Source organism: Niveispirillum sp. FG156 (assembly GCF_057809555.1).
The window spans coordinates 68,824-91,079 of record NZ_JBMDKE010000017.1 but is presented as its reverse complement, the minus strand read 5'-3'; the positions used below and the strand labels follow the sequence as shown (position 1 = coordinate 91,079).

Genomic DNA, 22,256 nt, shown 5'->3' with positions numbered 1-22,256 from the left:
CCATGGCCGATGTGGATTTCGCCAAGCTGAAAGTCCTGATCGTCGATGACGACCAGTTCTATCGCGGTATCCTGAAACGGCTGCTGTTTCAGGCAGGCGTGCGCATGATCGCGGAGGCCGAGAATGGCGAGGCGGCCATCGCCTCCATCACGCGCCTGAAACCCGACGCGGTGCTGTGCGATATTGAGATGGAGCCGGTGAACGGCATCGAGGTTCTGCAGCGTATCCGTTCCGTCGATATCAAGCATATCGCCACCACCCCCATCGTGATGGTCACCAGCCACGCCACCAGCGATCTGGTGAAGCAGGCGGTGCAGTATCAGGCGTCTGGCTATCTGGTGAAACCGGTATCGCTGACCGACATCCAGAAACGTCTGACGGTGGCCATTCAGACGCGACCGGAGGTGTAACGGCGGCGACTGCCGCCGCGCGGCCCATGCCGCGTGAGCCAAGCCGCCGGATAGCGGCGCCCGGCGCATGAGGGAACATTATTACCCTTGGCAGAAGGGGGCGGAAACCCCACATTGCGGGCAAGTTCATGTTCCGACGGGAGAATTGCCCCTATGTCCCTGACCAGGAAGGCCTTGGCCGCCCTTGCCGTCACCCTGCTGACCGGCACCGCCGCCCTTGCCGCGCCTAAGGAGTTCACCACCTTCCCGGCGCCCAAGAACCGGCATGATGTGAAGGTGACGGTGGTGGCCGAAGGGTTGGACACGCCCTGGTCCATCGCCTTCATGCCCGATGGTCGCATTCTGGTCACCGAGCGCACGGGCAATCTGCGTGTCGTGAAGGATGGCAAGCTGCTGCCGGAACCGGTTGCTGGCCTGCCGAAGATCGAGGAGTTCAAGCAGGGCGGCCTGATGGATATCGCCCTGGACCCCGATTACGCCCAGAACCGCTACGTCTATCTCTCCTTCATGGAGAAGGCGGAAAAGGGGCCGGACGCCAAGCCGCGCGATCAGGACAAGGGCAACCGCACCGTCATCGCCCGCTTCACCGATGATGGCACCGCCTTCAAGGACATGAAGGTCCTCTACAAGGGCGCCCTGGTCGATAGCGGCTTCCATTTTGGCAGCCGCTTCGCCTTTGACAATCAGGGCCATATCTATTTCAGCATTGGGGAGCGCGGGTCGCAGGACCGGGCGCAGGACCTGATGGATGCCGCCGGCAAGGTGTTCCGCCTGAACCGCGACGGCAGCGTGCCTGCCGACAACCCGTTCGCGGGCCGCAGCGATGCGCTGCCGGAGATTTTCACCTATGGCAACCGCAACCCGCAGGGTCTGGCGACCCAGCCGGGCACCGGCCTGATCTGGGAAAGCGAGCATGGGCCGCAGGGCGGGGATGAGATCAACATCATCCGTCCCGGCACCAATTACGGCTGGCCCGTCATCACCTATGGCAAAACCTATGGCCTGGGCCTAAAGATCGGTGAAGGCACCGAAAAGGCCGGCATGGCGCAGCCGGAGCTGTATTTCGTGCCCTCGCTGGCCGTGAACGGCATGACCTTCTATGACGGTGGCTCCCTGCCCTTCTGGCGCGGTGACCTGATCGTCGGGCTTCTGGCCGGCGGCATCGCGCGGCTGGATGTGGAGGGCGAGAAGGTGGTGGCGACTGAACGCCTGCTGGAGGCCGAACTGCCGCGCACCCGCGATGTGGCACAGGGGCCGGATGGCCGCCTCTATGCCCTGATCGAAGCGCCCGGCACTGACGGGAAGCTGGTGCGCATCGATCGGAAGTAAGCGAGATTGACCATTCCTGCGGGGCTGGATAATTACAGCCCCGCAGTGGCGCTGCTTTCCGGCTGATCGGACCTAAATCTACGCCCCTTCCCGTACCGGTAAACGGGAACCAGGGGACGCACGCCATGACCAATGCCAATCACGACCAGACCGTTTCCACCAATGAGGCCGGCTATAACCGCTGGTCACGCCTTTATGACGCCTACCCCAACCCGACGGTCGCCGCCGATGATCTGGCCTTTCCGCCGTTCTGGGCGCACCTGTCCGGCCTGAATGTGCTGGAGATCGGTTGTGGTACGGGACGGCATACGCTGAAGCTGGCCAGGGCCGGCAATCGGGTGACGGGGGTGGACCTGTCACCGGGCATGCTGGAACAGGGGGCGCTGAAGCTGGCAGGTTTGCCTGTCACCTTGATACAGGGCGACGTTATGGCCGGGATCGACATTCCCGGTGGGCCGTTCGATGCGGCGCTGACCGCCCTGGTCATCGAACATATTGGTGACCTGGCGAGATTCTTCGCGCGGGTGAAGGCGCTGCTGAAGCCGGGTGCCGCCTTCTACATCTCCGAAATCCATCCCGACCGCACCGCCGCGGGCACCTTCGCCCATTTCAAGGATGAGGATGGGCAGGAGGTGGCGCTGGCCGGATATCCGCACAGTGCGGCGGATGTGGAAACGACCGCCCATGCCGCCGGCTTGGCAGTAGAGGAAAGCCGCGATGTTCTGGGCGATGATGCCCTGGCAGCGCTGAACCCGAAATGGGAACGCCACCAGGGCCGACCGATGCTGAAAATATGGGTGCTGCGGGTTCTTAGCGCGGATTAGCGAAGCGTAATCCGCGGAGTGGCACCGTCGCTCCGCGGATTACGGCTACCGCCTAATCCGCGCTACGCTGGTGAATTGCCGTCACACCTGCAGCGCCTCCACCAACGGCAAATGCCGCAGCCGCTTGCCCGTCGCCGCCGACAGGGCGTTGGCGACCGCCGGGAAGGTGGGTGGCAGGCCGGGTTCGCCGACACCGCCCAGCGCCTCCCCGGAATTGATGAAGTGGACATCAATGACGGGCGGGGCTTCGGAATGGCGCATCAGGCGGTAGCTGTCGAAATTGCGCTGTTCGGCGCGGCCATCCTTCACCGTCACCGCCTCATACAGACCCGCCGACAGGGCCATGACCACACCACCCATCATCTGGCTGCGCGCGCCATCGGGCAGGACGACATCGCCGCAATCCAGGACGGTGGTGACCTTATGGATCTTCGGTTGTCCGTCGGACACCGACGCTTCCACGACATGGGCCGACAGGGAACCGAAGCTGGCGAAGAAGCCGATGCCCTGGGCATGGCCCTTGGGCAGCTTCTTGCCCCAGTCCGACTTGGCAGCGACCAGATCGATCACGGCCAGCGCCCGCTTGTTCCCAGCCAGCAATTGCCGGCGGAAGGCCACCGGGTCCTTGCCGGCGGCGGCGGCCAGTTCATCGATGAAACATTCCAGGAAGAAGGCATTATGCGTGGCGCCCACGGCCCGCCAGGGGGCCGTCGTCACGCGCACATGCCGGCGCGCCCAGTCCAGCTTGAAGTTGGGCAGGTTGTAGGGAAGGTTCGACAGATCCTGAACCGAGGAGGTGTCCAGGTCCGTCTCCTTCACACTACCGGGGGTGAATTCCGACCGCATGGAGGGGCCGGAGATGCGGATGGCCATGCCTGTGACCTGCCCCTTTGCATCCAGCGACGCGGTCAGGCGGGCCATCTGGGCCGGGCGGTAATGGCCACGCTCGAACTCATCCTCCCGCCGCCAGAAGAATTTGACGGGCGTGCCGGCCAGTTCCTTGGCGACCTGGGCGGCACCGGGAATGCCCTCATCCATCAGGCGCCGGCCAAACCCGCCGCCCAGCATCAGGGTATTGACCGTCACCGCCTCCGCATCGATGCCCAGCGTGCTGGCGGCGGTACGGCGGGAGCGGTCCTGCACCTGGGTCGGGGCCCAGAGTTCCAGCTTGCCATCCTTGAACAGGCCCGTGCAGCTCCACACCTCCATCGGGGCGTGGCAGATATAGGGCACGGCGTAATCGGCGATAACCGTCTTGGCCGCAGATTTCAGGGCCGCCGCCAGATCGCCGCGTTCGGTGGCGGGAATGGCGTTGTCGGCGCCCAGCCCCTCAATCATCGCGGCGGTCAGGGCGGCGCTGTTGATGCCATCCTGCGGCGAGGGGGCCATGGTGACGGTGACGGCATCCGCACCCTTCATGGCGGCCCAGACACTGTCAGCCACCACGGCCACGCCACCCGTGATCTTCACCACCTTCTTCACGCCCTTGACCTTCAGGGCCGGGGCGGCGTCAAAACTGGCAACGTCGCCGTAAAAGACGGGATTCAGACGGGCGCAGGCATAGAGCATGCCGGGCAGTCGGAAATCCATGCTGTAGACGGTTTCGCCGCGCACCTTGGGCGGAATGTCCAGGCGGGGGATATCCTTGCCGACATAGCGCCGGGTCTTGGGATCCCGCAGGGTGGGATTGTCGGGCGGCGTCAGCTTCGCGGCGTCTTCGGCAACCTCCCCGATCCCCAAGCTGCGCTTGGACGGGGCATGTGTCAGGCGGCCATTATCCAGGGTGACGGTGGCGGGATCAACCTGCCAGCGGTTGGCCGCCGCCTGGATCAGGACGGCGCGGGCCTGGGCCGCCCCCTTGCGCAGATGGTCGTTCCAGCGGCGCACCCCCTGACTGCCACCCGACCCCATGGACCCACCCCAGCGATAGGCATCGGCGGGGATGGCGGTTTCAACCGATACGGCGGCGAAATCCACCCCAACCTCATCCGCTATGATGGCGGCATGGGCCGTGTGCGTGCCCTGCCCCATTTCCGTGGTGGGGGAAATGATGACGACCTTGCCGTCCGGCTTCACCACCAGATGGGCGGTGACCATGCCGGCCTGGGCATTGGCCCCGGCAGCAGCAGCGCCCAGCGGCGGCGGGGCCGGCGGCGCATTCTGGGCCAGGACCGGCAGGGGCAGCGCAATGGCGACGGCAAGACCGCCCATACCGGCCAGCAGGGCGCGGCGGGACAGGTCGGCATCGTGGATCAGATGGCTATCCATGGCTTATCCTCCCTTCCCGCTTCAGGACGCGACGCCGGCGGCACGCTTGATCGCGGCCTTGATGCGCGGATAGGTGCCGCAACGGCAAAGATTGCCATCCATGGCGGCATCGATATCGGCATCGGTCGGCTTTGGCGTATCCGTCAGCAGGGCGGCGGCGGACATGATCTGCCCGGACTGGCAGTAGCCGCACTGCGGCACCTGCAACTCCTCCCACGCCTTTTGCAGCGGGTGATTGCCGCCCAGCGCCTCAATCGTCGTGACCTTGGACCCGGCAACTGATTCCAGCGGGATGGAGCAGGAACGGGTGGCGACACCATCGACATGGACGGTACAGGCGCCGCATTGCGCGACACCGCAGCCATATTTGGTACCCGTCAGGCCCACAATGTCCCGGATGGCCCACAGCAGCGGCATGTCGGGATCGGCATCCAGCCGGTGTGCCTTGCCATTGATGGTCAGTTCGATCATCGCCTTACCCTCTGCCATTGGGATTATTTGTGTCACAAGATAGCTCTACCACCGCCGCCGGCGACGGGCATTTTGTTTCCGCACGGTAAATGCGGTGCCAAAACATGTCAGCCTGTGGCACCAGCCTGAAACCCATATCCCCTCGCCATCAATCGACAAAGACTGTACGTTTCCGGACAGTTCCATTGGTTTCTGGTGAGACATGGCCGAACAGCCGCGTGTTCTGATCGTTGACGATGACGAGGATATCCTTGTCGCCGCCCGCCTGATGCTGAAACGCGAAGGCATCCTGTGCCATACCGAACCAAGGCCCGACCGTATTCCGCAACTTCTGAAGGATGGCACCTTCGACGCGGTCCTGCTGGACATGAATTTCGCCATCGGCGCCAATACGGGGCGTGAAGGTTTCCAATGGCTGAAACGCATCGTGGAGATCGACCCCACCTTGTCGGTGGTGCTGATCACCGCCTATGGCGATGTCGGTACCGCGGTGGAGGCCATGAAGCAGGGGGCCGCCGATTTCGTGCTGAAACCCTGGCAGAATGAGCGGCTGCTGGCCACCCTGTCATCGGCACTGAAGCTGACCGCATCGAAGCGGGAGGCGCAGCAATCGGCGGCGACAACCAAGGAACTGGCCAGCGCCGTCATGGATGGCACGCCCAATACTATTATCGGGTCGGCCCCCGCCATGGCCCGCATCTTCGCCCTGCTGGACCGCGCCGCCCCGACGGAGGCCAATGTCCTGATCCTGGGGGAGAACGGGACGGGCAAGGAAGTGATCGCGCGGGAAATCCACCGAAGGTCAAAGCGCGCGGCCCAGGTGTTCGTGTCGGTCGATCTGGGCTCCGTCTCTGAAAGCCTGTTCGAGAGTGAGCTGTTCGGCCACAAGAAGGGGGCCTTTACCGACGCCAAGGAAGACCGGGTCGGCCGTCTGGTCGCCGCCAATGGCGGCACACTGTTCCTGGACGAAATCGGCAATCTGCCGCTGTATCTGCAATCCAAGCTGCTGTCGGTGCTGGAACAAAGGGTGGTGATCCCGGTGGGCGGGACCAAGCCCATCCCCATCGATGTCCGTCTGGTCAGCGCCACCAACATGCCGCTGGACCAGCTGGGCCGGGAGGACGTGTTCCGGCAGGATCTTCTCTACCGTATCAATACGGTCGAGCTGCACCTGCCCCCGCTGCGCGACCGGGCCGACGATATCCCCGCCCTGATTGAGCATTTCGTCGCCATCTATGCCCGCAAATATAATATGCCGGCCAAGAAGGTATCGGCAGCGGCCATGCCCCGGCTGATGGCCTGGCGCTGGCCCGGCAATGTCCGTGCGCTTCGTCATGCGGTGGAACGCGCCATGATCCTGTCGGGCGGGCCGATGCTGGAGGCAGACGATTTCTCCCTGCCGTCGACCGCCGGACAGGCGCCCGCCACGCCTGTGGCTGCGTCCGCGCCGGCTGCCGTACCGGCGGGCACGCTGGTCCTGGACACGCTGGACTTGGAAGCGGTGGAGCGCGAGGCGATCCGCAAGGCCCTGTCCAAGCATCAGGGCAATATCAGCCACGCGGCCCAGGATCTGGGCATTACCCGCGCCTCCCTCTATCGCCGGATGGAAAAGCATGGGCTATAGGCGGTTCGAGCTGAACGTCACCCTGCGGGTGGCGGCGCTGGCGCTTTCCTCCATGCTGCTGGGCATCATGCTGGTGGAGACGACATACCGCGCCACCAGCTTTCTGGTGGCCCTGGCCATTCTGGCGCAGGTGGGCGGGCTGCTGCGCGCCGTGACCAAGACCAACCGGGAGGTCGCACGTTTCCTGGGCGCCATCGCCCATTCCGATTTCAGCCAGACCTTCAGCCAGTTGGGCCAGGGATCGGCCTTTGATGAACTGGGCGCGTCGATCACCCAGGTGATGGACAAGTTCCGCGCCAGCCGCGCGACATCCGAACGGCAGGCGGATTACCTGAACGCCATGCTGAACCATGTGCCGGTGGCGCTTGCCGCCGTGTACGAGGATGGGCGCGTCGAGCTGCTGAACAATTTCGCCCACCGCCTGCTGGGACCGGAGGAATTGAGCCGGCGGACCACCGATGGTGTGCTGATCGCCGATGCGCTGCGCCGGTTGTCGCCGGGCACGCGCACCCTGATCCGGGTCGCCGCCGGCAGTTCGGTGGGGCCGCAGCAACTGACGGTAACGGCGACGCAGCTGATCCTCAGCGGGGAAAGCCGGCTGCTGCTGTCCTTGCAGAATATCGCGGGCGATCTGGAGGCGACGGAGGTCCGGGCCTGGCAGGATCTGGTGCGCGTTCTGACACATGAAATGATGAATTCGCTGACCCCCATCTCCTCCCTGACGCGCACGGCACAGGGGGTGCTGGCCGACCTGAAGGAGAAGATCGAGGGGCAGAGCGATCTGGTGGAGGAGATGCAGGACGCGGAAATGGCCATCGATACGGTGGCCCGCCGGTCCAACAGCCTCCTGCGCTTTGTCGAACGCTACCGGCAATTCACCTCGGTGCCCAAGCCACAATTGTCGCGCATCAAGGTGAAGGAGATCACCGAGCGCCTGCAGCGCCTGATGGCGCCCGCCGCGCAGAGCCATGGCGTGACCCTGGAAGTGCTGGTTCTGCCGCCGCAGCTGGAACTGGTTGCGGATGCCGACATGGTGGAACAGGTGCTGATCAACCTGTTGAAAAATGCCGTGGAGGCCATGCGCGACATGGACGCGCGCGATGGCGGGCACCGCATCCGGCTGACGGCCCATCTGGATGAGGGCGGGCATGTGGTCATCAATGTCGGCGACAACGGACCCGGCATTGCGTCCGACGTGGCGGAGAAGATTTTTATCCCCTTCTACACGACCAAGCGCGACGGGTCCGGCGTTGGCCTGTCCCTGGCGCGCCAGGTGATGCTGGCCCATGGCGGCAGCATCAACCTGTCCCCCGATCCCGACGGGGGTTCCGTCTTCACATTGCGGTTCTGACCGGGTTCCGTGGTAATCTGACGCCTGAAACCTTGTTTGCGGGTACCGTGCCATGGAACTGACCGCCCTGATGATCTTTGTCGGCATCTATGCCGTTGCCGTCGCCTCCCCCGGCCCCGGCGTGGCCGCCGTGGTGGCGCGCGCCATGGGCAGCGGTACGCGACGCACCCTGCCCTTCATCGCCGGCATCGTGATCGGCGATCTTGTCTGGTTCGCCCTGGTGGTGGGCGGGCTGGCGGTCCTGGCGCAGAGCTTCCAGATCGTCTTCACGATCATCAAATATGCCGGTGCCGCCTATCTGCTGTATCTGGCGTGGAAGCTGTGGCGCGCCCCGGCCAAGGGCATCGACGAACAGCCGCAGATCAAGGGCGAGGGCTTCAAGCTGGTGCTGGGCGGCCTGGGCCTGACGCTGGGCAATCCCAAGACCATGGTATTCTTTCTGGCCATCCTGCCGCAGGTCATCCCGCTGCAGGCGGTCACGCCGCTGGCCATTGTGGAGCTGTGCGCCATCATGGTCGTGGTGCTGGGTGGCATCATGACGGGCTATGCCATGCTGGCCGACAGCGCGCGGCGCTTCATCGCGACCCCGGAACGCATGCGGACCGTCAACCGTGCCACGGGCGGGTTGATGGCTGGCGTCGCGGTCGCGGTCGCGGCCCGCTGATCCCCGCCCGCCGGGCCTTCTTGCCTGGACGAGACATCTGCGCTATAAGTTCCGCTTACGTAAACGTTAGAAAACCAAGAGGAACGTCATGACCGTTGACCAGATCGAAGCCCAGATGAAGGCCAATGCGCTGAATTTCGTCGGCCTGGGCGCGCTGGTGAAGTTCGAACTGGGCGGCGGCAGCACGCTGTTCATCGATGGCCGCACCACCCCGCCGACCATCAGCCGCGAAGGCGGCACGCCGGACACGACGCTGACCATCTCTCCGGAAAACCTGGCGAAGCTGGCCGACGGCAAGCTGGCACCGACGCTGGCCTTCATGACCGGCAAGCTGAAGGTCAGCGGCAGCATGGGCATCGCCCTGAAGCTGGCCAACATGCTGGAAGATTGATAGCCCGATAGTGTCAGGGACGGCGGTGACGGGCCTTTCGCCCGTCACACCAGCCAATATTGGTTGCCGGCATAGGGATCATACAGGCCGTTTACATCGACCGCCGGTATCGCCGCAGCCAGTTCCGCCGGTGCCGCAGCGGCTGTTGTGCCCGACACGGCAGTGATGGTGATCCTGTAGTCCTTCGATGTGGAGCTGTAGGCCTCCAGCTCAATATAGACATCTTCCGGCGCCATGGTGAAGAACTCCATGGACATAGACGGATAGCGGCCATAGTCAAACGTTACCAGGACGTTGTCTTCGCCACGCAGGTTCAAGGATGCCAGCGTCGGGCTGCTTGACTGCGTCAGAAATTCAACGGTGACCTTATATTTTGTATAGGCATCACCATGGAATTTGAACCAGTCCACGTCATTAATATTGGTGAATGTGTCGGTTAACGCCTTACCGACCGTGAGCAGGTGCTGCGTCTGGTCAGTGCCATAGGGTGTGCCGTCCGTGCGATTGCCGGACAGATAGGCCTTGGTCGCCGCCAATTGCCAATCATCACCGGTGATTTTGTTCTTCATGGCATATGCGGTGACGTCGAACTTGGCCGTGTCCAGCCCCTGCACCAGACCGGTGGTGACGTAATGCCGGGTCAATGCCGCGAGATCATAGCCGACAGAGGCCACGACATTCGGGTTTGAGCCGGCATAATCATAGACATTGAAGCTTTTATCCGTCCGCCCCTCCACCACGCCATAATAGAAATAGTGGAAATAGGCGCGGTCCAGGTCATAGCCGAAGGCACGGGCCAGATCGGGGTTCGAGGCCAGATAATTGGCAACGTCGAACTTCACCTCCCGATATTCCTTAACCCCATTATTCAAATAATGCTGAAGCCCTGCGGCGGCATTCATGCCGATGCTGGCCCGCAGGTCGGCATAGGAGGCCACATAGGCAAGACCGTCGAACGTGATGCCCAGGCCTTTGGGCGCCCCGTTCTGGATATAGTCGATCATGCCGCCCGCAGCACTCAATCCGATCGTATCCAGGCGCGACGTATCGCTGGCCAGCCAGGCCAGCCCATCGAAACCTTTGACCGCCCGCCCCTCGCGATACCCATAGGTAATGTAATGCATGGTGGCGGCGGTCAGGTCATAGCCGAAGGCCGCGATCAGGTCCTTGTTGCTGGCCAGATAGTCGAGCGCGCTGAACCCATCCAGGCTGCGGTTTTCATTCTTGCCGAAGGTCAACCAATGGTTGGTGGCGGCTGTCAGGTTGCCGCCAAAGGCCAGAATAAGATCAGGATTGGCCGCAACATACAGCATGCTGCTGAAATCCAGCCCGGCAACCTGCTGCCGGGTGAGGGTCTGCCCCACCGATCCGCTGAAACTGAAATTCTCGACATTGCTGACCAGGATGCTGCCGGTCGGGCCGCGCAGGGTAAGGGTGCCGTCGGCATTGCTGACGGCACGGTAGAGATCCTTGACCCCCTGAAGCTGCAACAGGTCGGTCCCGGCCCCGCCATCCACCGTGTCATTGCCGATGGTCAGCGTGATCACATCGTCGCCGGCGCCTGTGAGGATACGGTTGGCCAAGGCATTGTCACGAACCGTATCGGTCCCCGCCCCTGTGGTCACGTCGGCGATATAGGTCGCAAAGGCAATCGACAGGTTACGGACCAGACCGGCCGCATCGGAATAGGAGCCGGGGCGCAGATCGATATTGGATGTGTTGGTGAAACCGGACAGGTCCAGGCTGTTGCGCCCGCCGCCATCCCAGATGGTGACAACCGGCTGGGTATTGACAGTGAAATCCAGAACGCTGCGCCCGGCGGTACTGTTGAAGCCATAGACCGTGTCATCAGACCGGGTCGCATAATTGCGGCCATAGAAATCCTGAACCGCCAGCAGATCATAGATCATCGGCGTGGCGGCATATTTGCGGCCATGATTGCCGCCAACCTCCGACGCGCTGAAATAGGACATGATGGTATAGAGGCGGCTATCCTGCATGAAGGTAGCATTGTTGGCATAGGTCGCCTCCCCCTTGTCCGAAGCATTGTAATTACCCGGATGGTTGAGGCCCAGCGTATGCCCGATCTCATGCATCATGGCGGTCAGGTCATAGGAACCGGGGGTGCGCCCGCCCCAGCTATCCTTGCTGCCATCCAAATTGACCCAGACGGGCCGGGTCGTGCCGGACGTGAAGGCAAATCCCCAGACACCGCTGGAAATGCTGCTGGAATTGGCAAAGGTGATCTGCCCCTGCCGTTCGGCGGCGGTCGCATCCTCCTTGAAGGTCAGGTTCGCCACGTCCGACCAGAGCTGCAGCGCCAGCCGGGCCGTGTCCTTCTGTGCATCGGTAAAGACATTGAAGCCGGTATAGTCCGAACCGGAACTGCTGGACGGCCTGCTGGTCAGGAAGCTGTAGCCAATGACCTGTTTCGGGGCCCAGGCGCCCCCATTTTCCTCCTGCAGGCGATCAATGAACACGGCATCGGAAATGGCAGGCTTGGCACCAGCCGCCGTCGCGCCGGCCGCAAGCTCCGCCGTGGTTACAGCATGGGAATCCTCAAGCCTGCCGCACAGAACGCACATGATGCTTCACATCCTGCCAAGACGAACCTTCACATCAGCGTAGCAGAAGCCCGCAGGCCGATGACAGCAGTGCAAATGGGTGAGCCTGCCAATTTTCAACCTCCGCCCGCGAAATCAGCACGCCGCGCCGCCGCCGCCTCTGGTAAATACCCCCGGACCACGCCAGGGAGACGACAGCGCCATGACCCAGCCCGTGCTTTACCGCAATGCCCGTCTGATCGACCCGGCCAGCGGCCTGGACCAGATTGGCGACCTGTTGACCAATGGTGGCAAGATCGCCGCCATCGGTGCCGATGCTGCACGCGACCTGACGGCGGGTGCGGAGATTGTGGATGCCACGGGTCTGGTCCTGGCCCCCGGCCTCGTCGATCTGCGTGCCCAGGTGGGTGAACCGGGGCTGGAACATAATGAGACGATCCAGACGGCCAGCCGCAGTGCCGCTGCCGGCGGCATCACCGCCCTGGCGGCCCTGCCCAACACCGATCCCGTGATCGATGACGAGGCGGGCCTGGAATTCATCGCGCGCCGGGCGCGGGAAACCAAACTGGTGAAGATCTTCGCCTATGGCACCGTCACGCGGGAGACGGCGGGCAAGGAGATCAGCGAGATCGGCCTGCTGGCCGAAGCCGGGGCCGTTGGCTTCACCGATGGCGGTCCCATTGCCGACCCGGCCCTGATGCGCCGCGCACTTTCCTATGCCAATGGTTTCGGCCAGACGATTTTCCAGCATCCCTCGGAACCGCGTCTGGCCGGCGGCGTGATGAATGCGGGTGAGATCGCCACCCGCCTGGGCCTGGCCGGCATTCCGGGCATGGCGGAGGTCATCATGCTGGAACGCGACCTGCGTCTGGTGGAGATGACGGGCGGTCGCTACCACGCCGCCAACATCTCCACCGCCGAATCCGTTGCTGTCATCCGCCGGGCCAAGGCGCGCGGGCTAAAGGTCACCTGCGATACCGCCCCGCCCTATTTCGCGCTGACGGAAGTGGATGTCGGCGATTACCGCACCTTCTTCAAGCTGTCGCCGCCGCTGCGGGGTGAGATGGACCGCCGCGCCATCATCGAGGGGCTGGCCGACGGCACCATCGACGCCATCGCGTCCGACCATCACCCGCATGACCAGGACAGCAAGCGCGTACCCTTTGCCCAGGCGGCCTTCGGCGCCGTGGGTCTGGAAACGCTGCTGCCGCTGACCCTGGAACTGGTGCATAAGGGGGCGATGTCCCTGTCACGCGCGCTGGCGGCGGTCACCTCGATTCCCGCCGATATCCTGGGCCTGCGCCATCTGGGCCGGCTGTCGGTGGGCGGGCCTGCCGATCTGGTGCTGTTCGATCTGGAGCGGCCCTGGCGCGTGGAGGCCGAGAAACTGGCGTCCAAGTCCAAGAACAGCTGCTTTGACCGCCGCCCGGTCCAGGGCATGGTCTTGCGCACAATCGTGGATGGGCGCACGGTGTTCGCCCGCAACTGATTGCAGACCGACCACAAACAAGAAGCAAGACCATGGCCGATCTCTCCCCGCTGCCGCTGATCCTCGCACTGATCGGCGGCTACCTGCTTGGCTCCATCCCGTTCGGTCTTGTCCTGACCCGGATTGCCGGTTATGGCGATATCCGCAAGATCGGCAGCGGCAATATCGGCGCCACCAATGTGCTGCGCACCGGCAACAAGCCGCTGGCCCTTGCCACCCTGCTGCTGGATAGCGGCAAAGGGGCCATCGCCACCCTGATCGCGCTGTATGTCGCAGGCACGGAGGCCGGGATCGCGGCGGCGGCGGGGTCCATGCTGGGCCACAGTTTCCCCGTCTGGCTGGGCTTCAAGGGCGGCAAGGGTGTGGCCACCTCGCTTGGCGTGCTGCTGGCCATTTCCTGGCCCGTGGGTCTGGCGGCGTGTGGCACCTGGCTGCTGGCAGCAGCTTTGTTCCGCATCTCGTCGCTGTCGGCCCTGATCGCCGTGGGCGCCAGCCCGGTGGTGGCCTGGTTCCTGGCCGGTCCCGCCGTGGCGGGCCTGTGCCTGTTCATCGCGGTGCTAGTCTATATCCGCCACAAGGACAATATCGCCCGCCTTGTGAAGGGCGAGGAGCCAAAGATCGGCGCGAAGAAGAAGGGTAGCGCGGATTAGCGAAGCGTAATCCGCGGAGCCACGGTGACGGGATTTCCGCGGATTACGGCTTGCGCCTAATCCGCGCTACACAGCCGCCACGACTTTGGCACCGGAAGTCACGCACCACCCTGCAGCGCCTGATACCGCGCATAGGCACCGCCGCTGGCCAAAAGTTCGCCATGCGTCCCTTGCTCCACCACCCTGCCCTGATCCATCACATAGATATGGTCGGCATCGGCGATGGTGGACAGGCGGTGGGCGATGACCAGGGTGGTGCGGCCCGCCGCCAGACGGCGCAGGGCATCCTGCACCGCCCGTTCGGACGCGCTGTCCAGCGCCGAGGTCGCTTCGTCCAGCAGCAGGATGGGGGCGTTTTTCAACATGGCGCGGGCAATCGCAATGCGCTGACGCTGCCCGCCCGACAGTTTCAGGCCCATTTCACCAACGATCGTGTCGTAGCCATGGGGCAGTTCCATGATGAACTCATGGGCCGCCGCATCGCGGGCCGCCGCCTCCACCTCTGCCCGGCTGGCGCTGGGGCGGCCATAGGCGATGTTGGCCAGGATCGTGTCGTCGAACAGGGCGGTTTCCTGACTGACGAGCGCGATGGAGGCGCGAAGACTGGACAGGGTCAGATCACGCACATCGTGCCCGGCCACGGTAACCGACCCGCCCGTCACCTCATAAAAGCGGGGGATAAGGTTCAGGACCGTCGTCTTGCCTGATCCGGACGCCCCGACCAGGGCCACCGTGCGGCCCGCCGGCACCATGATATCCACGCCGTCCAACGCCTCCTTCTCCCCATCATAGGAGAAGTGGACGCCGGTAAAGCGGATATCGTGGGTGGCATCCGCCGGCAGCGTTGCCGCGCCCGGCCGGTCAGTGATGGATGGCGGCATGTCCAGCACGCCCAGCACCCGTTCCGCCGCCGCCAGCCCGACCTGCAATTGCGCGTTCAGCTTGGTCAGGGCCTTCATGGGCTGATAGGCCAGCATGAAGGAGCCGATAAAGCTGACCAACTGTCCCGCGGTACGGGTGCCATCGGCAATGGCCAGGCCGCCATAGATAATGACGCCCACGACGGCGGCACCGCTGAAAATCTCGTTGATGGGCAGCATGGAGGCGCCGGTGCGGTAGCTTTTGGCTGTCAGCTTGCGCAGCCGGTCGATGGTGATGCCGACCCGCGCCTCCTCATGCGCTTCCATGCCATAGGCCTTCACATGGCGCGCGCCCTGGAAGGTCTGGCCCAGCACGGCGGAGAAATTGCCCAACTCGGTCTGCTGGCTGGCCGCGATGCGGCGCAGGCGCTTGCCCAGCCGGCCCAGGAACCAGCCCGACACGGGAAACACCGTGAAGGCGATCAGGCCCAGGCGCCAATCCTGATAGAACATCATGACGACCAGAACGACCAGCGTCAGGCTGTGATTGACGGCCCCCGTCAGGCATTCCGACACGGCCAGCCGCATCTGGTTCACATCATTGACCAGATGCGAAATCCACTGTCCGGAGGCGCGGCCATGGAGATAGGCAAGGTCGGAACGGATCAGGTGGCCATAGACCTGGGCCTGGATGCACGCCACGATGCGCTGCCCCACATGGTTGACCAGCACCGAATGGCCATAGGCCGCCGTACCGCGCACGAAAAACGCCGCCATGATCAGGGCGGCGAAGGGCAGCAGGAAACCCTGATTGTCCGGCTGGAACGCGCGGTCCAGCAGCGGCTGGAAACCCCAGGCAACCGCCCCGGTGCCCGCCGCCTCCAGCGCCATCAGCAGCAGGGCCGCCAGAAGCTTCGGCTTGTAGGGCCCCAGATAGGCCCCGGAAAGCCGGCGCAGAAGGGTGCCGGTCGGGGTCGAGCGCTTGACGGCGGGGGCAGGAATGGGTTTGGCCAAGGTCAGGTTCCGTGGGTGGCACGCGAAAGACCATAGCACATGGCCCGTGCATCACGCCGACGCAAGAGCGGCGTCCAGGACCCTGGCATTCCTGCGCGGTTACGGCGTTAGCGGGCTCTGCCCCCTTGCCCAGCCGGCGACGATGGCCCCGATGCCTTCCTTGGAGAATTCAATCCCGATTCCCATTTCGGTGCGTCGCACGACACGGGCATTGGCGGTCAGCGCGATCTGCGGGATTTCCAGCTGCAACAGCGTGCCGATGGTCAGGTCGGGGGCATCCACCAGCATGGCACCGCTGGGCGAAACGTCGCGCATGCTGCATTCATGCCCCTCTCCGCCCGCCTGGATGCGGACGGGGAACTGTACCGCATGCCGGTCGTAGCGGCGGCGGTTGGGCTTGAACAGACCTTTGAACCAGGTGAAAAGGGACATCGCCGGCATGGTCATACCCTGCTGATGCAAATGGCGGTCAGATCGTCGGCCAGGGGCCGTGCAGCCATAGTGTCGAAGGCGGCGAGCAATCGCGCAAGCCTGTTCTCGCCCCCTGGGAAACATTGCCGGACAAGGCGCAGCAACCCATCCTCCCCGATCAGGTGGCCGCCCTTGTCATCGGCCTCCGTCATCGCATCGGAATAGATCAGGATGGACGCCCCGCGCGGAAACGGCACCGTATCGGCGGTCAGCGACGGATTGTTGGAAACACCCAGCATAAGCCCACTGGCATCCAGCATCGTTACGTGACCGTTATGAAATAGCATGGGGCTGGGCGCACCGGCGGCGGCATAGGACAGGGTGCCCAAGCGGCTGTCGATGATGCCATAGAAGCAGGTGGCGAACTGCCCCACAGGCAACAGGTCCTTCAAGGGCCGGTTCAGCATGGTCAGCCATTCCACCGGTTCGAACCCTTGCGGCGGAATACGTTCGATCAGGGTATGGAATCGGAAGGTATTGATGGCCGCCGAAATGCCATGGCCGGAAAAATCCGCCGCCAGCACACCCAACTGATCGTCGCCTAAGTCGAATATGGTCCAGAAATCACCGCCCAGTTCGTCCGACGGCTCAAAATGGCCCTCAATGGACAGTTTGTGACGCTGGCTGGCCCCGGCGATGGTGCGGGCATCCGGGATCAGGGATTTCTGCATCGACCGCGCCAGCTTCAGATCGCTCTGCAAACGGCGATGGAAATCCGTCAGATTGCGGAAGAAGAACTGCTTTTCCAGATGCAGGCGGACACGGGCCATGCATTCGCCGGGATTGATGGGCTTGGTGATGATGTCGCTGGCCCCGGCCTCAAAACATTTCACGCCCGCCGGGTCGCTGGCCGCCGATGTCTGCATCAGCACGGGAAGGTCGGCCCAGGCCGGTTCGCCACGGATATGGCGGCAAAGGCTCAACCCATCCATCACCGGCATGTCGGTATCCAGCAGGATCAGGTCGTAGCTGGTGGTCCGCAGATGGGCCAGCCCTTCCTCCCCATTGCCGGCGAAATCAATGCGGCCGATGCCGACCCATTGCATGAAACGCGACAGGATCTCCCGGTTGAATCGGCTGTCATCGACGATGAGGACGCGGCAATCGGCAAAGCTGATCCGGTTGGGGCCCAGGGCCGGGAGGGGTGGCACCTCCGTCATCGGCGGAAATACAGGTTGGCGGCACGCCCGCCCTCGGTGAAGGCGACGCGGTCGGCCAGTTCACCCATGATGCGGATACCCCGGCCTGACTTGGCCTCCAGCCGTTCCACCGCCGTCAGGACATGACCGGGATGGCCCCGCCCCTCGTCCCGGATGGTGATGCACAGCATGTCCGGTTCGGCCACCGCCTCCACCGTCACGCGGCGGGCGGCGTGGGCGCGGTCGGCCAAACGGGTCTGGACCGCGCGGAAGAAACCGTCAAAGGCGCCGGCATCGGCGGATGGCCCCTGATGGACATCCAGATTGCCATGGACGATGGCGTTGCTGACCGCCTCATGCACACAGATTTCGGCATCGGCCCGGCGGTCGGCGGACAACCAGCCCCGTGCCACCATGGTGGCACAGAGAAGCGGTGCCAGATCCAAACTGAAACAGGTCGCCGTCGACAGGGACACATGCAGACAGGGCGGCCCCGACAACAGCGTCAGCAGTCCCGGCGGCAGGTCCGTGTCATCGCCCAGTTCAACATAGGCCGACCCGCCCAGCGACAGGGAGGCGCCAATGTCACGGACACATCCCCGCAAGGCCACCAGGATATCGGGGGCGACCGTCAGTTCCCCCATCTCCGCCGCTTCGACGGCCCAATCGACAACGCGAAGCCCATGCCCGGTTGCCAGCCGCCACAGCAATGCCGACGCCACCTCCCCGCCGATGGATGGCGGGTGGGGGGGCGCGGCAGAGGGGTCGGCGGCAGTCACCATCGGTGCGCCAGGATCAGGGGGTGACGCGGAACAGGGTCTGGAACTTGGCGATCTGCAGGATGCGCTTGACCGATTCCTGCGCGCCGAACAGCTCGATCTCCATTTTCTTCGGCAGGGCGACGTCGCGGGCAATGAGGAACATGCCCAGGCCGGAACTGTCGACGAATTCCAGCTTCGTCAGATCGAAAATGCAGACGGTGCCTTCCGCCTTTTCGATCGCATCGACGACGTTGCGGAACTTTTCATGGTCGATCAGCGTCATACGGCCCGACAGGGTGACGCGCAACCCATCAGCGGCGGTGTGGACGGTGTAGTCCATCAGAAGTCTCCGTTAAATCAGTCGAACAGATTGTCGATTTCGGATTGATCAAGCGGGTTCGGCGGCTCCTCATCCGCCGCAGAGGCGGCGGCAGGGGACGCCGGCTTCGGCGGCGGTGGGGGCGGCGATGCCGGACGCGGTGCCGGTGTGGCCCCCGACATCAATGCATCCACATCATTCTGGTTCACACCATCATCGCGCGGCCCACCCAGCAGGTGTGCATCGGGACGTGAATCGACAGGGCCTGCGGGGGCCGGCGCCTTCACGCCTTCGATGCTCCAGATGGAGATCATGGCGTTGATACGCTGCTCCACATAGCGCAGGGCGTTGACCACCTTGCTGGTGCGCTGCCCCGTCAGGTCCTGGAAGGAACAGGCCGTGAAGATATTGGTAACTTCGTTCTCGATATCGCTGACCAGATCGGCATCGGCGCCCAGACGCTTCAGCCGGCCCGCGACCTCCATCAACCGTTCGGCGGATTGCAGAATCTCAATCGACGCCCGCTCCGTCGTGGAAACGATGGCATCCAGCTCGTTGGTGGCGATGTCCAGACGGTTGTTGGACTGGTCCTTCGGGCGCAGCGCCGCAATCTCGCGTCGCGCATGCTCGATGGAGGCCGCCATTTCCAGCAGCTCATTACGCAGCACCTCGGCCCGGCCAGAGGTCTGCATCAGGCTAGCCTGGCTTTCGAACAGATAGCGCAGGTCCTGCAACGCCGCGTCGACCTTTGACTGGCCCGCGTCGCCCGCCCGGCGCGCATGCTCGCGCAGAAAGGCAAGTCCTTGCGGCGACTGTGCGATTCGGTCGTAAAGGGCGGTATACTCCGCCTCTGACAGACCCGGAATGTTACCCATTTCGTGCAAGATGCCGCACCATTCCTTATGTCGGGCCGTTACCCGGTCCCGCCGCCCCACGCGGCTGGCAACCCGGCCCGTCTTATTGCTACCACCATCCGGGTAAGCGCAGCAAATGATTGCACCGCGTCCGGATGCGGTTTTTGTCCGGCATCGGCAAATCCTTGGGCGCCACGGGGATCATCAGGATCGGATCAGTGTTTGCCGTCCGGGTCATTCACCAATCCCCTGCCCTTCAGCCATTACCGCCCCTATTGCGCTTCGATAGAATTTAGATTGCGTATGTATGTCAGCACTTGATGCCGGACGGGCACGGACTTCCATAATGGGGCAGAATCGTCTCTTTACCGGAAACTGTAATGCCCGTCGCGCAACCAAGGATCGGGAGAATTTGTGCGCTGCCGCGTGGCCGAACTGGACAGGGCGCGGGGTGCTGCTATGCTGACCGTCCAATATGGACGGTTTTCGGATGCTGGATCTCGTTAAGCTGGGCAAGGTGCTGGCCCTGGTCGACAGCTCGAACGAGGGCGAGGCCGCAGCCGCCATTGAAAGCGCACGGCGCCTTCTGGCCCGCGACGGCAAACGCTTCGCCGATCTGGCTGCGATGCTGATGGAAACAGCACCGGTCGCACCACCGCCGCCGCCTCCCCCGCCTGCACCACCGCCCCCGCCCGCAGCACCCCATGCCGCCACCACTCCACGGCCCGACTTCAGGGGCCGGCGGGCGCGGGCCGGTGTGCCCGATGCGCAAGCCGTACTGGACCGGCATGGCGGGCGCGACGCCGTGATGGCCCCCTGCTCGCGGGAAAAGCTGCTGCGGGCCGCTGTCGCCCGCTGGTCGGTCGCGCAGGAGCCACCCAATGAGCGCTGGACGCAAAGCCTGTCCGGCTGGACCAGCGACAGCCTGCCCCGGCACATGCCCCCGGAAATCCGCCGGGCCGTGGAAACCGCCTATTCCCTGCCGATCAGTGTCACGGGGGCGCTGGCAGAGCTTGAATATTGGGAAAAGCGTGGGTTCGAAATCGCGTCCGTCCGGGGACTGGATGGACAGGTGATCGCCGAGGATATCGAGCCGACACGCCATCTGGACCTGCCCGCCTATGCCCGCGCCATCGTGATCCGCCGGCTTGTCGAACATGGGCTGCGCGCCGCAACGATCCAGGATGCCCTGGCCAGGGCCGAATATTGGCGGGCGCATAGCGGGCGCGGCAGTTGGGTGGAGGCAGCGATCCTGGCCGACCTGCGCCATCTGGCCGGTATCGACCGCGCGGGCCGGGAACAGGATGGGCCGGAGACGGAGATCGGTTCACCGACCCATTTCCGCACCGCCTCTGAACGGCGCGAGGAAGTGATGCGCATTCTGTCCGATCCCACCATGGCCAGCCTGCCCGACCGTGAAATCGCCCGGCGTGTCGGCGTATCGCCGCAGACGGTGGGCAACCTGCGCCGCCGCGTCACCGATGGGGCCCAGACACAGGGAAACCACATATGAAATTGCTGCCGGGCATTACTTTGTTGAGCGCCCTCGCCCTTATGACACCGGTGACCATGGCAGATGCACCGCCCTATACGGTGGCGACCGGCCTGTTCAACCATGATCGGCCCGGCGATCTGGGGCTGGTGCCGGCGCCGGGAACAGAGAGTTTCACGATCTTCTCCCCCGGCCCCGATACGCGGGATAAGTTCCATAACGGTGTCGTGCTGACCGCCTTCAAGGGACGGCTGCATGCACAATGGCAGGCATCGCAGCGGGACGAGGATACGCTTGACACCTGGATCGCGCACAGCGTCAGCGATGATGGCGGCAAGACCTGGTCCCCGCCCGCCGCCCTGTCACCCCCCGCCACCAAACCGGGGGAGATGCGCTCCAACGGCGGCTGGTGGACTGATGGGAAGCAGTTGGTCGCCTTCACCAATGTCTGGCCGACGGGGTTTCAGTCTGGCGATGGCGGTTATGCCGAATACAGGATCAGTACGGACGGACAGAACTGGTCACCGGCACACCGGGTGATGGGCAAGGATGGAAAGCCCGTTGAGGGGATTATTGAGCAGGACCCACACGCCCTTCGCGAGGGCCGCATCATCACCGCCTTTCATCAACGACCGGGCATGATCGTCGCCCCCTGGTACACGGATGATCCCCTGGCCGTGACGGGCTGGGTCCCTGGGCGGTTTGACAATCTGCCGCATGAGGGACGGGTCAGCCGGGAATTGGAACCCAGCCTGTTCCTGCGTGGGGACTGCGCCATCATGGTGTTCCGCGATCAGGCCGAAAGCTTCCGGCAACTGGCATCGCAAAGCTGCGACCGGGGCGAAAGCTGGACGACACCTGCGCTGACCGCCATGCCCGATGCGCGGGCCAAGCAGAGTGCCGGCAACCTGCCGGACGGCACCGCATTTCTGGCCACCGCCGTCAGCCAGGACAAGGCACGGAGTCCGCTGGCCCTGACCCTGTCGGCGGACGGACAGGTGTTCGACCGCTCGTTCCTGCTGCGCGGTGCCGGCGATCTGCCGCCTTTAAGGCATGCAGGCCGGTTCAAACGCCCCGGATATCATTATCCTAAAAGCCTGATCTGGAACGGCTATCTCTACGTGGCCTACAGCACGAACAAGGAAGATATCGAGGTGACGCGCGTACCGCTGGCCTCGCTGGCCCGCTGATCGGCGTCATACCAGCGGCACGAAATCATGACCGATGGTCAAGCTTTCGTGCCCCTCAATCGCCGGGCGGGCGCATCCGCGCCCTTGGCTACGCCGCATGGGCGGCGCGGCGGCAGTCGCC

Annotated in this window: 20 protein-coding genes; 11 read left to right on the top strand and 9 right to left on the bottom strand. The window is 64.0% G+C overall.

Annotated elements, in window-relative coordinates; all coding sequences use genetic code 11:
• Positions 1-2 precede the first annotated feature (2 nt).
• The 3 genes from ACODSP_RS12780 (at position 3) to ACODSP_RS12770 (ending at position 2,563) form a co-directional block, all read left to right on the top strand.
• Positions 3-410, top strand: coding sequence for a response regulator transcription factor (locus ACODSP_RS12780; RefSeq protein WP_488965958.1), 408 nt, complete (start codon positions 3-5; stop codon positions 408-410).
• 153 nt (positions 411-563) lie between these two features.
• On the top strand, positions 564-1,739 hold the full coding sequence (locus tag ACODSP_RS12775) for a PQQ-dependent sugar dehydrogenase (RefSeq protein ID WP_488965957.1): 1,176 nt from the start codon (positions 564-566) through the stop codon (positions 1,737-1,739).
• A 125-nt stretch (positions 1,740-1,864) separates the two neighbouring features.
• Complete coding sequence (locus ACODSP_RS12770; protein ID WP_488965956.1) at positions 1,865-2,563, top strand: class I SAM-dependent DNA methyltransferase; 699 nt, start codon at positions 1,865-1,867, stop codon at positions 2,561-2,563.
• 81 nt (positions 2,564-2,644) lie between these two features.
• On the opposite strand, the gene ACODSP_RS12765 is transcribed toward ACODSP_RS12770, so the two are convergent.
• Both ACODSP_RS12765 and ACODSP_RS12760 read right to left on the bottom strand, forming a co-directional pair.
• Positions 2,645-4,831 (bottom strand): xanthine dehydrogenase family protein molybdopterin-binding subunit, encoded by a 2,187-nt coding sequence (locus tag ACODSP_RS12765; RefSeq protein ID WP_488965955.1) that lies wholly within the window; start codon positions 4,829-4,831, stop codon positions 2,645-2,647.
• A 21-nt stretch (positions 4,832-4,852) separates the two neighbouring features.
• The gene (locus ACODSP_RS12760; protein WP_488965954.1) at positions 4,853-5,302 is read right to left on the bottom strand and encodes a (2Fe-2S)-binding protein; all 450 of its coding nucleotides are present in this window, start codon (positions 5,300-5,302) and stop codon (positions 4,853-4,855) included.
• 202 nt (positions 5,303-5,504) lie between these two features.
• On the opposite strand from ACODSP_RS12760, the gene ACODSP_RS12755 reads away from it, so the two are divergent.
• The 4 genes from ACODSP_RS12755 to ACODSP_RS12740 all read left to right on the top strand — a co-directional run bounded on the left by ACODSP_RS12755 (position 5,505) and on the right by ACODSP_RS12740 (position 9,332).
• Complete coding sequence (locus ACODSP_RS12755; RefSeq protein WP_488965953.1) at positions 5,505-6,926, top strand: sigma-54-dependent transcriptional regulator; 1,422 nt, start codon at positions 5,505-5,507, stop codon at positions 6,924-6,926.
• On the top strand, positions 6,916-8,277 hold the full coding sequence (locus ACODSP_RS12750) for a sensor histidine kinase (protein WP_488965952.1): 1,362 nt from the start codon (positions 6,916-6,918) through the stop codon (positions 8,275-8,277). Before ACODSP_RS12755 ends, ACODSP_RS12750 begins: the two co-directional genes overlap by 11 nt.
• A 52-nt stretch (positions 8,278-8,329) precedes the next feature.
• Complete coding sequence (locus ACODSP_RS12745) at positions 8,330-8,941, top strand: LysE family translocator (protein ID WP_054168688.1); 612 nt, start codon at positions 8,330-8,332, stop codon at positions 8,939-8,941.
• 88 nt (positions 8,942-9,029) lie between these two features.
• On the top strand, positions 9,030-9,332 hold the full coding sequence (locus ACODSP_RS12740) for an SCP2 sterol-binding domain-containing protein (protein WP_102111165.1): 303 nt from the start codon (positions 9,030-9,032) through the stop codon (positions 9,330-9,332).
• Between the two features lie 44 nt (positions 9,333-9,376).
• On the opposite strand, the gene ACODSP_RS12735 is transcribed toward ACODSP_RS12740, so the two are convergent.
• Positions 9,377-11,917 carry a M10 family metallopeptidase C-terminal domain-containing protein gene (locus ACODSP_RS12735; RefSeq protein ID WP_488965951.1) on the bottom strand — a complete coding sequence of 847 codons (2,541 nt, stop codon included), beginning with the start codon at positions 11,915-11,917 and terminating at the stop codon, positions 9,377-9,379.
• A gap of 181 nt (positions 11,918-12,098) precedes the next feature.
• On the opposite strand from ACODSP_RS12735, the gene pyrC reads away from it, so the two are divergent.
• The gene (pyrC, locus tag ACODSP_RS12730) at positions 12,099-13,385 is read left to right on the top strand and encodes a dihydroorotase (RefSeq protein WP_488965950.1); all 1,287 of its coding nucleotides are present in this window, start codon (positions 12,099-12,101) and stop codon (positions 13,383-13,385) included.
• A 32-nt stretch (positions 13,386-13,417) separates the two neighbouring features.
• Entirely contained in the window at positions 13,418-14,035 is a 618-nt protein-coding gene (gene plsY, locus ACODSP_RS12725; protein WP_488965949.1) for a glycerol-3-phosphate 1-O-acyltransferase PlsY, read from the top strand.
• Between the two features lie 98 nt (positions 14,036-14,133).
• On the opposite strand, the gene ACODSP_RS12720 is transcribed toward plsY, so the two are convergent.
• From ACODSP_RS12720 to ACODSP_RS12695, 6 genes are all read right to left on the bottom strand, one after another.
• Positions 14,134-15,909 carry an ABC transporter ATP-binding protein gene (locus tag ACODSP_RS12720; protein WP_488965948.1) on the bottom strand — a complete coding sequence of 592 codons (1,776 nt, stop codon included), beginning with the start codon at positions 15,907-15,909 and terminating at the stop codon, positions 14,134-14,136.
• 99 nt (positions 15,910-16,008) lie between these two features.
• On the bottom strand, positions 16,009-16,350 hold the full coding sequence (locus tag ACODSP_RS12715; protein ID WP_488965947.1) for a PilZ domain-containing protein: 342 nt from the start codon (positions 16,348-16,350) through the stop codon (positions 16,009-16,011).
• Positions 16,351-16,352: 2 nt separating this feature from the next.
• On the bottom strand, positions 16,353-17,531 hold the full coding sequence (locus tag ACODSP_RS12710; RefSeq protein WP_488965946.1) for a PP2C family protein-serine/threonine phosphatase: 1,179 nt from the start codon (positions 17,529-17,531) through the stop codon (positions 16,353-16,355).
• Between the two features lie 5 nt (positions 17,532-17,536).
• Complete coding sequence (locus ACODSP_RS12705) at positions 17,537-18,301, bottom strand: ATP-binding protein (protein ID WP_488965945.1); 765 nt, start codon at positions 18,299-18,301, stop codon at positions 17,537-17,539.
• 13 nt (positions 18,302-18,314) lie between these two features.
• Complete coding sequence (locus tag ACODSP_RS12700) at positions 18,315-18,620, bottom strand: STAS domain-containing protein (protein WP_054168696.1); 306 nt, start codon at positions 18,618-18,620, stop codon at positions 18,315-18,317.
• A gap of 17 nt (positions 18,621-18,637) precedes the next feature.
• On the bottom strand, positions 18,638-19,474 hold the full coding sequence (locus ACODSP_RS12695; protein ID WP_488965944.1) for a protein phosphatase CheZ: 837 nt from the start codon (positions 19,472-19,474) through the stop codon (positions 18,638-18,640).
• Between the two features lie 469 nt (positions 19,475-19,943).
• On the opposite strand from ACODSP_RS12695, the gene ACODSP_RS12690 reads away from it, so the two are divergent.
• Together ACODSP_RS12690 and ACODSP_RS12685 are read left to right on the top strand one after the other, a co-directional pair.
• A complete protein-coding gene (locus ACODSP_RS12690; protein WP_488965943.1) occupies positions 19,944-20,966 on the top strand; it encodes a DUF2786 domain-containing protein in 1,023 nt (340 codons plus the stop codon).
• Positions 20,963-22,135, top strand: coding sequence for a sialidase family protein (locus ACODSP_RS12685; protein WP_488965942.1), 1,173 nt, complete (start codon positions 20,963-20,965; stop codon positions 22,133-22,135). The genes ACODSP_RS12690 and ACODSP_RS12685 overlap by 4 nt, the downstream gene beginning before the upstream one ends.
• Positions 22,136-22,256: the final 121 nt, after the last annotated feature.

What these genes read in the sequence shown, in the direction of transcription:
- ACODSP_RS12700 (WP_054168696.1), bottom strand. Translation starts at nt 18,620, where the DNA reads ATGGACTACACCGTCCACACCGCCGCTGATGGGTTGCGCGTCACCCTG.
- ACODSP_RS12690 (WP_488965943.1), top strand. Translation starts at nt 19,944, where the DNA reads ATGCTGGATCTCGTTAAGCTGGGCAAGGTGCTGGCCCTGGTCGACAGC.
- ACODSP_RS12755 (WP_488965953.1), top strand. Translation starts at nt 5,505, where the DNA reads ATGGCCGAACAGCCGCGTGTTCTGATCGTTGACGATGACGAGGATATC.
- ACODSP_RS12750 (WP_488965952.1), top strand. Translation starts at nt 6,916, where the DNA reads ATGGGCTATAGGCGGTTCGAGCTGAACGTCACCCTGCGGGTGGCGGCG.
- ACODSP_RS12695 (WP_488965944.1), bottom strand. Translation starts at nt 19,474, where the DNA reads ATGGGTAACATTCCGGGTCTGTCAGAGGCGGAGTATACCGCCCTTTAC.
- ACODSP_RS12685 (WP_488965942.1), top strand. Translation starts at nt 20,963, where the DNA reads ATGAAATTGCTGCCGGGCATTACTTTGTTGAGCGCCCTCGCCCTTATG.
- plsY (WP_488965949.1), top strand. Translation starts at nt 13,418, where the DNA reads ATGGCCGATCTCTCCCCGCTGCCGCTGATCCTCGCACTGATCGGCGGC.
- ACODSP_RS12775 (WP_488965957.1), top strand. Translation starts at nt 564, where the DNA reads ATGTCCCTGACCAGGAAGGCCTTGGCCGCCCTTGCCGTCACCCTGCTG.
- ACODSP_RS12715 (WP_488965947.1), bottom strand. Translation starts at nt 16,350, where the DNA reads ATGCCGGCGATGTCCCTTTTCACCTGGTTCAAAGGTCTGTTCAAGCCC.
- ACODSP_RS12740 (WP_102111165.1), top strand. Translation starts at nt 9,030, where the DNA reads ATGACCGTTGACCAGATCGAAGCCCAGATGAAGGCCAATGCGCTGAAT.
- ACODSP_RS12705 (WP_488965945.1), bottom strand. Translation starts at nt 18,301, where the DNA reads ATGGTGACTGCCGCCGACCCCTCTGCCGCGCCCCCCCACCCGCCATCC.
- ACODSP_RS12735 (WP_488965951.1), bottom strand. Translation starts at nt 11,917, where the DNA reads ATGTGCGTTCTGTGCGGCAGGCTTGAGGATTCCCATGCTGTAACCACG.
- ACODSP_RS12770 (WP_488965956.1), top strand. Translation starts at nt 1,865, where the DNA reads ATGACCAATGCCAATCACGACCAGACCGTTTCCACCAATGAGGCCGGC.
- pyrC (WP_488965950.1), top strand. Translation starts at nt 12,099, where the DNA reads ATGACCCAGCCCGTGCTTTACCGCAATGCCCGTCTGATCGACCCGGCC.
- ACODSP_RS12765 (WP_488965955.1), bottom strand. Translation starts at nt 4,831, where the DNA reads ATGGATAGCCATCTGATCCACGATGCCGACCTGTCCCGCCGCGCCCTG.
- ACODSP_RS12780 (WP_488965958.1), top strand. Translation starts at nt 3, where the DNA reads ATGGCCGATGTGGATTTCGCCAAGCTGAAAGTCCTGATCGTCGATGAC.
- ACODSP_RS12745 (WP_054168688.1), top strand. Translation starts at nt 8,330, where the DNA reads ATGGAACTGACCGCCCTGATGATCTTTGTCGGCATCTATGCCGTTGCC.
- ACODSP_RS12760 (WP_488965954.1), bottom strand. Translation starts at nt 5,302, where the DNA reads ATGATCGAACTGACCATCAATGGCAAGGCACACCGGCTGGATGCCGAT.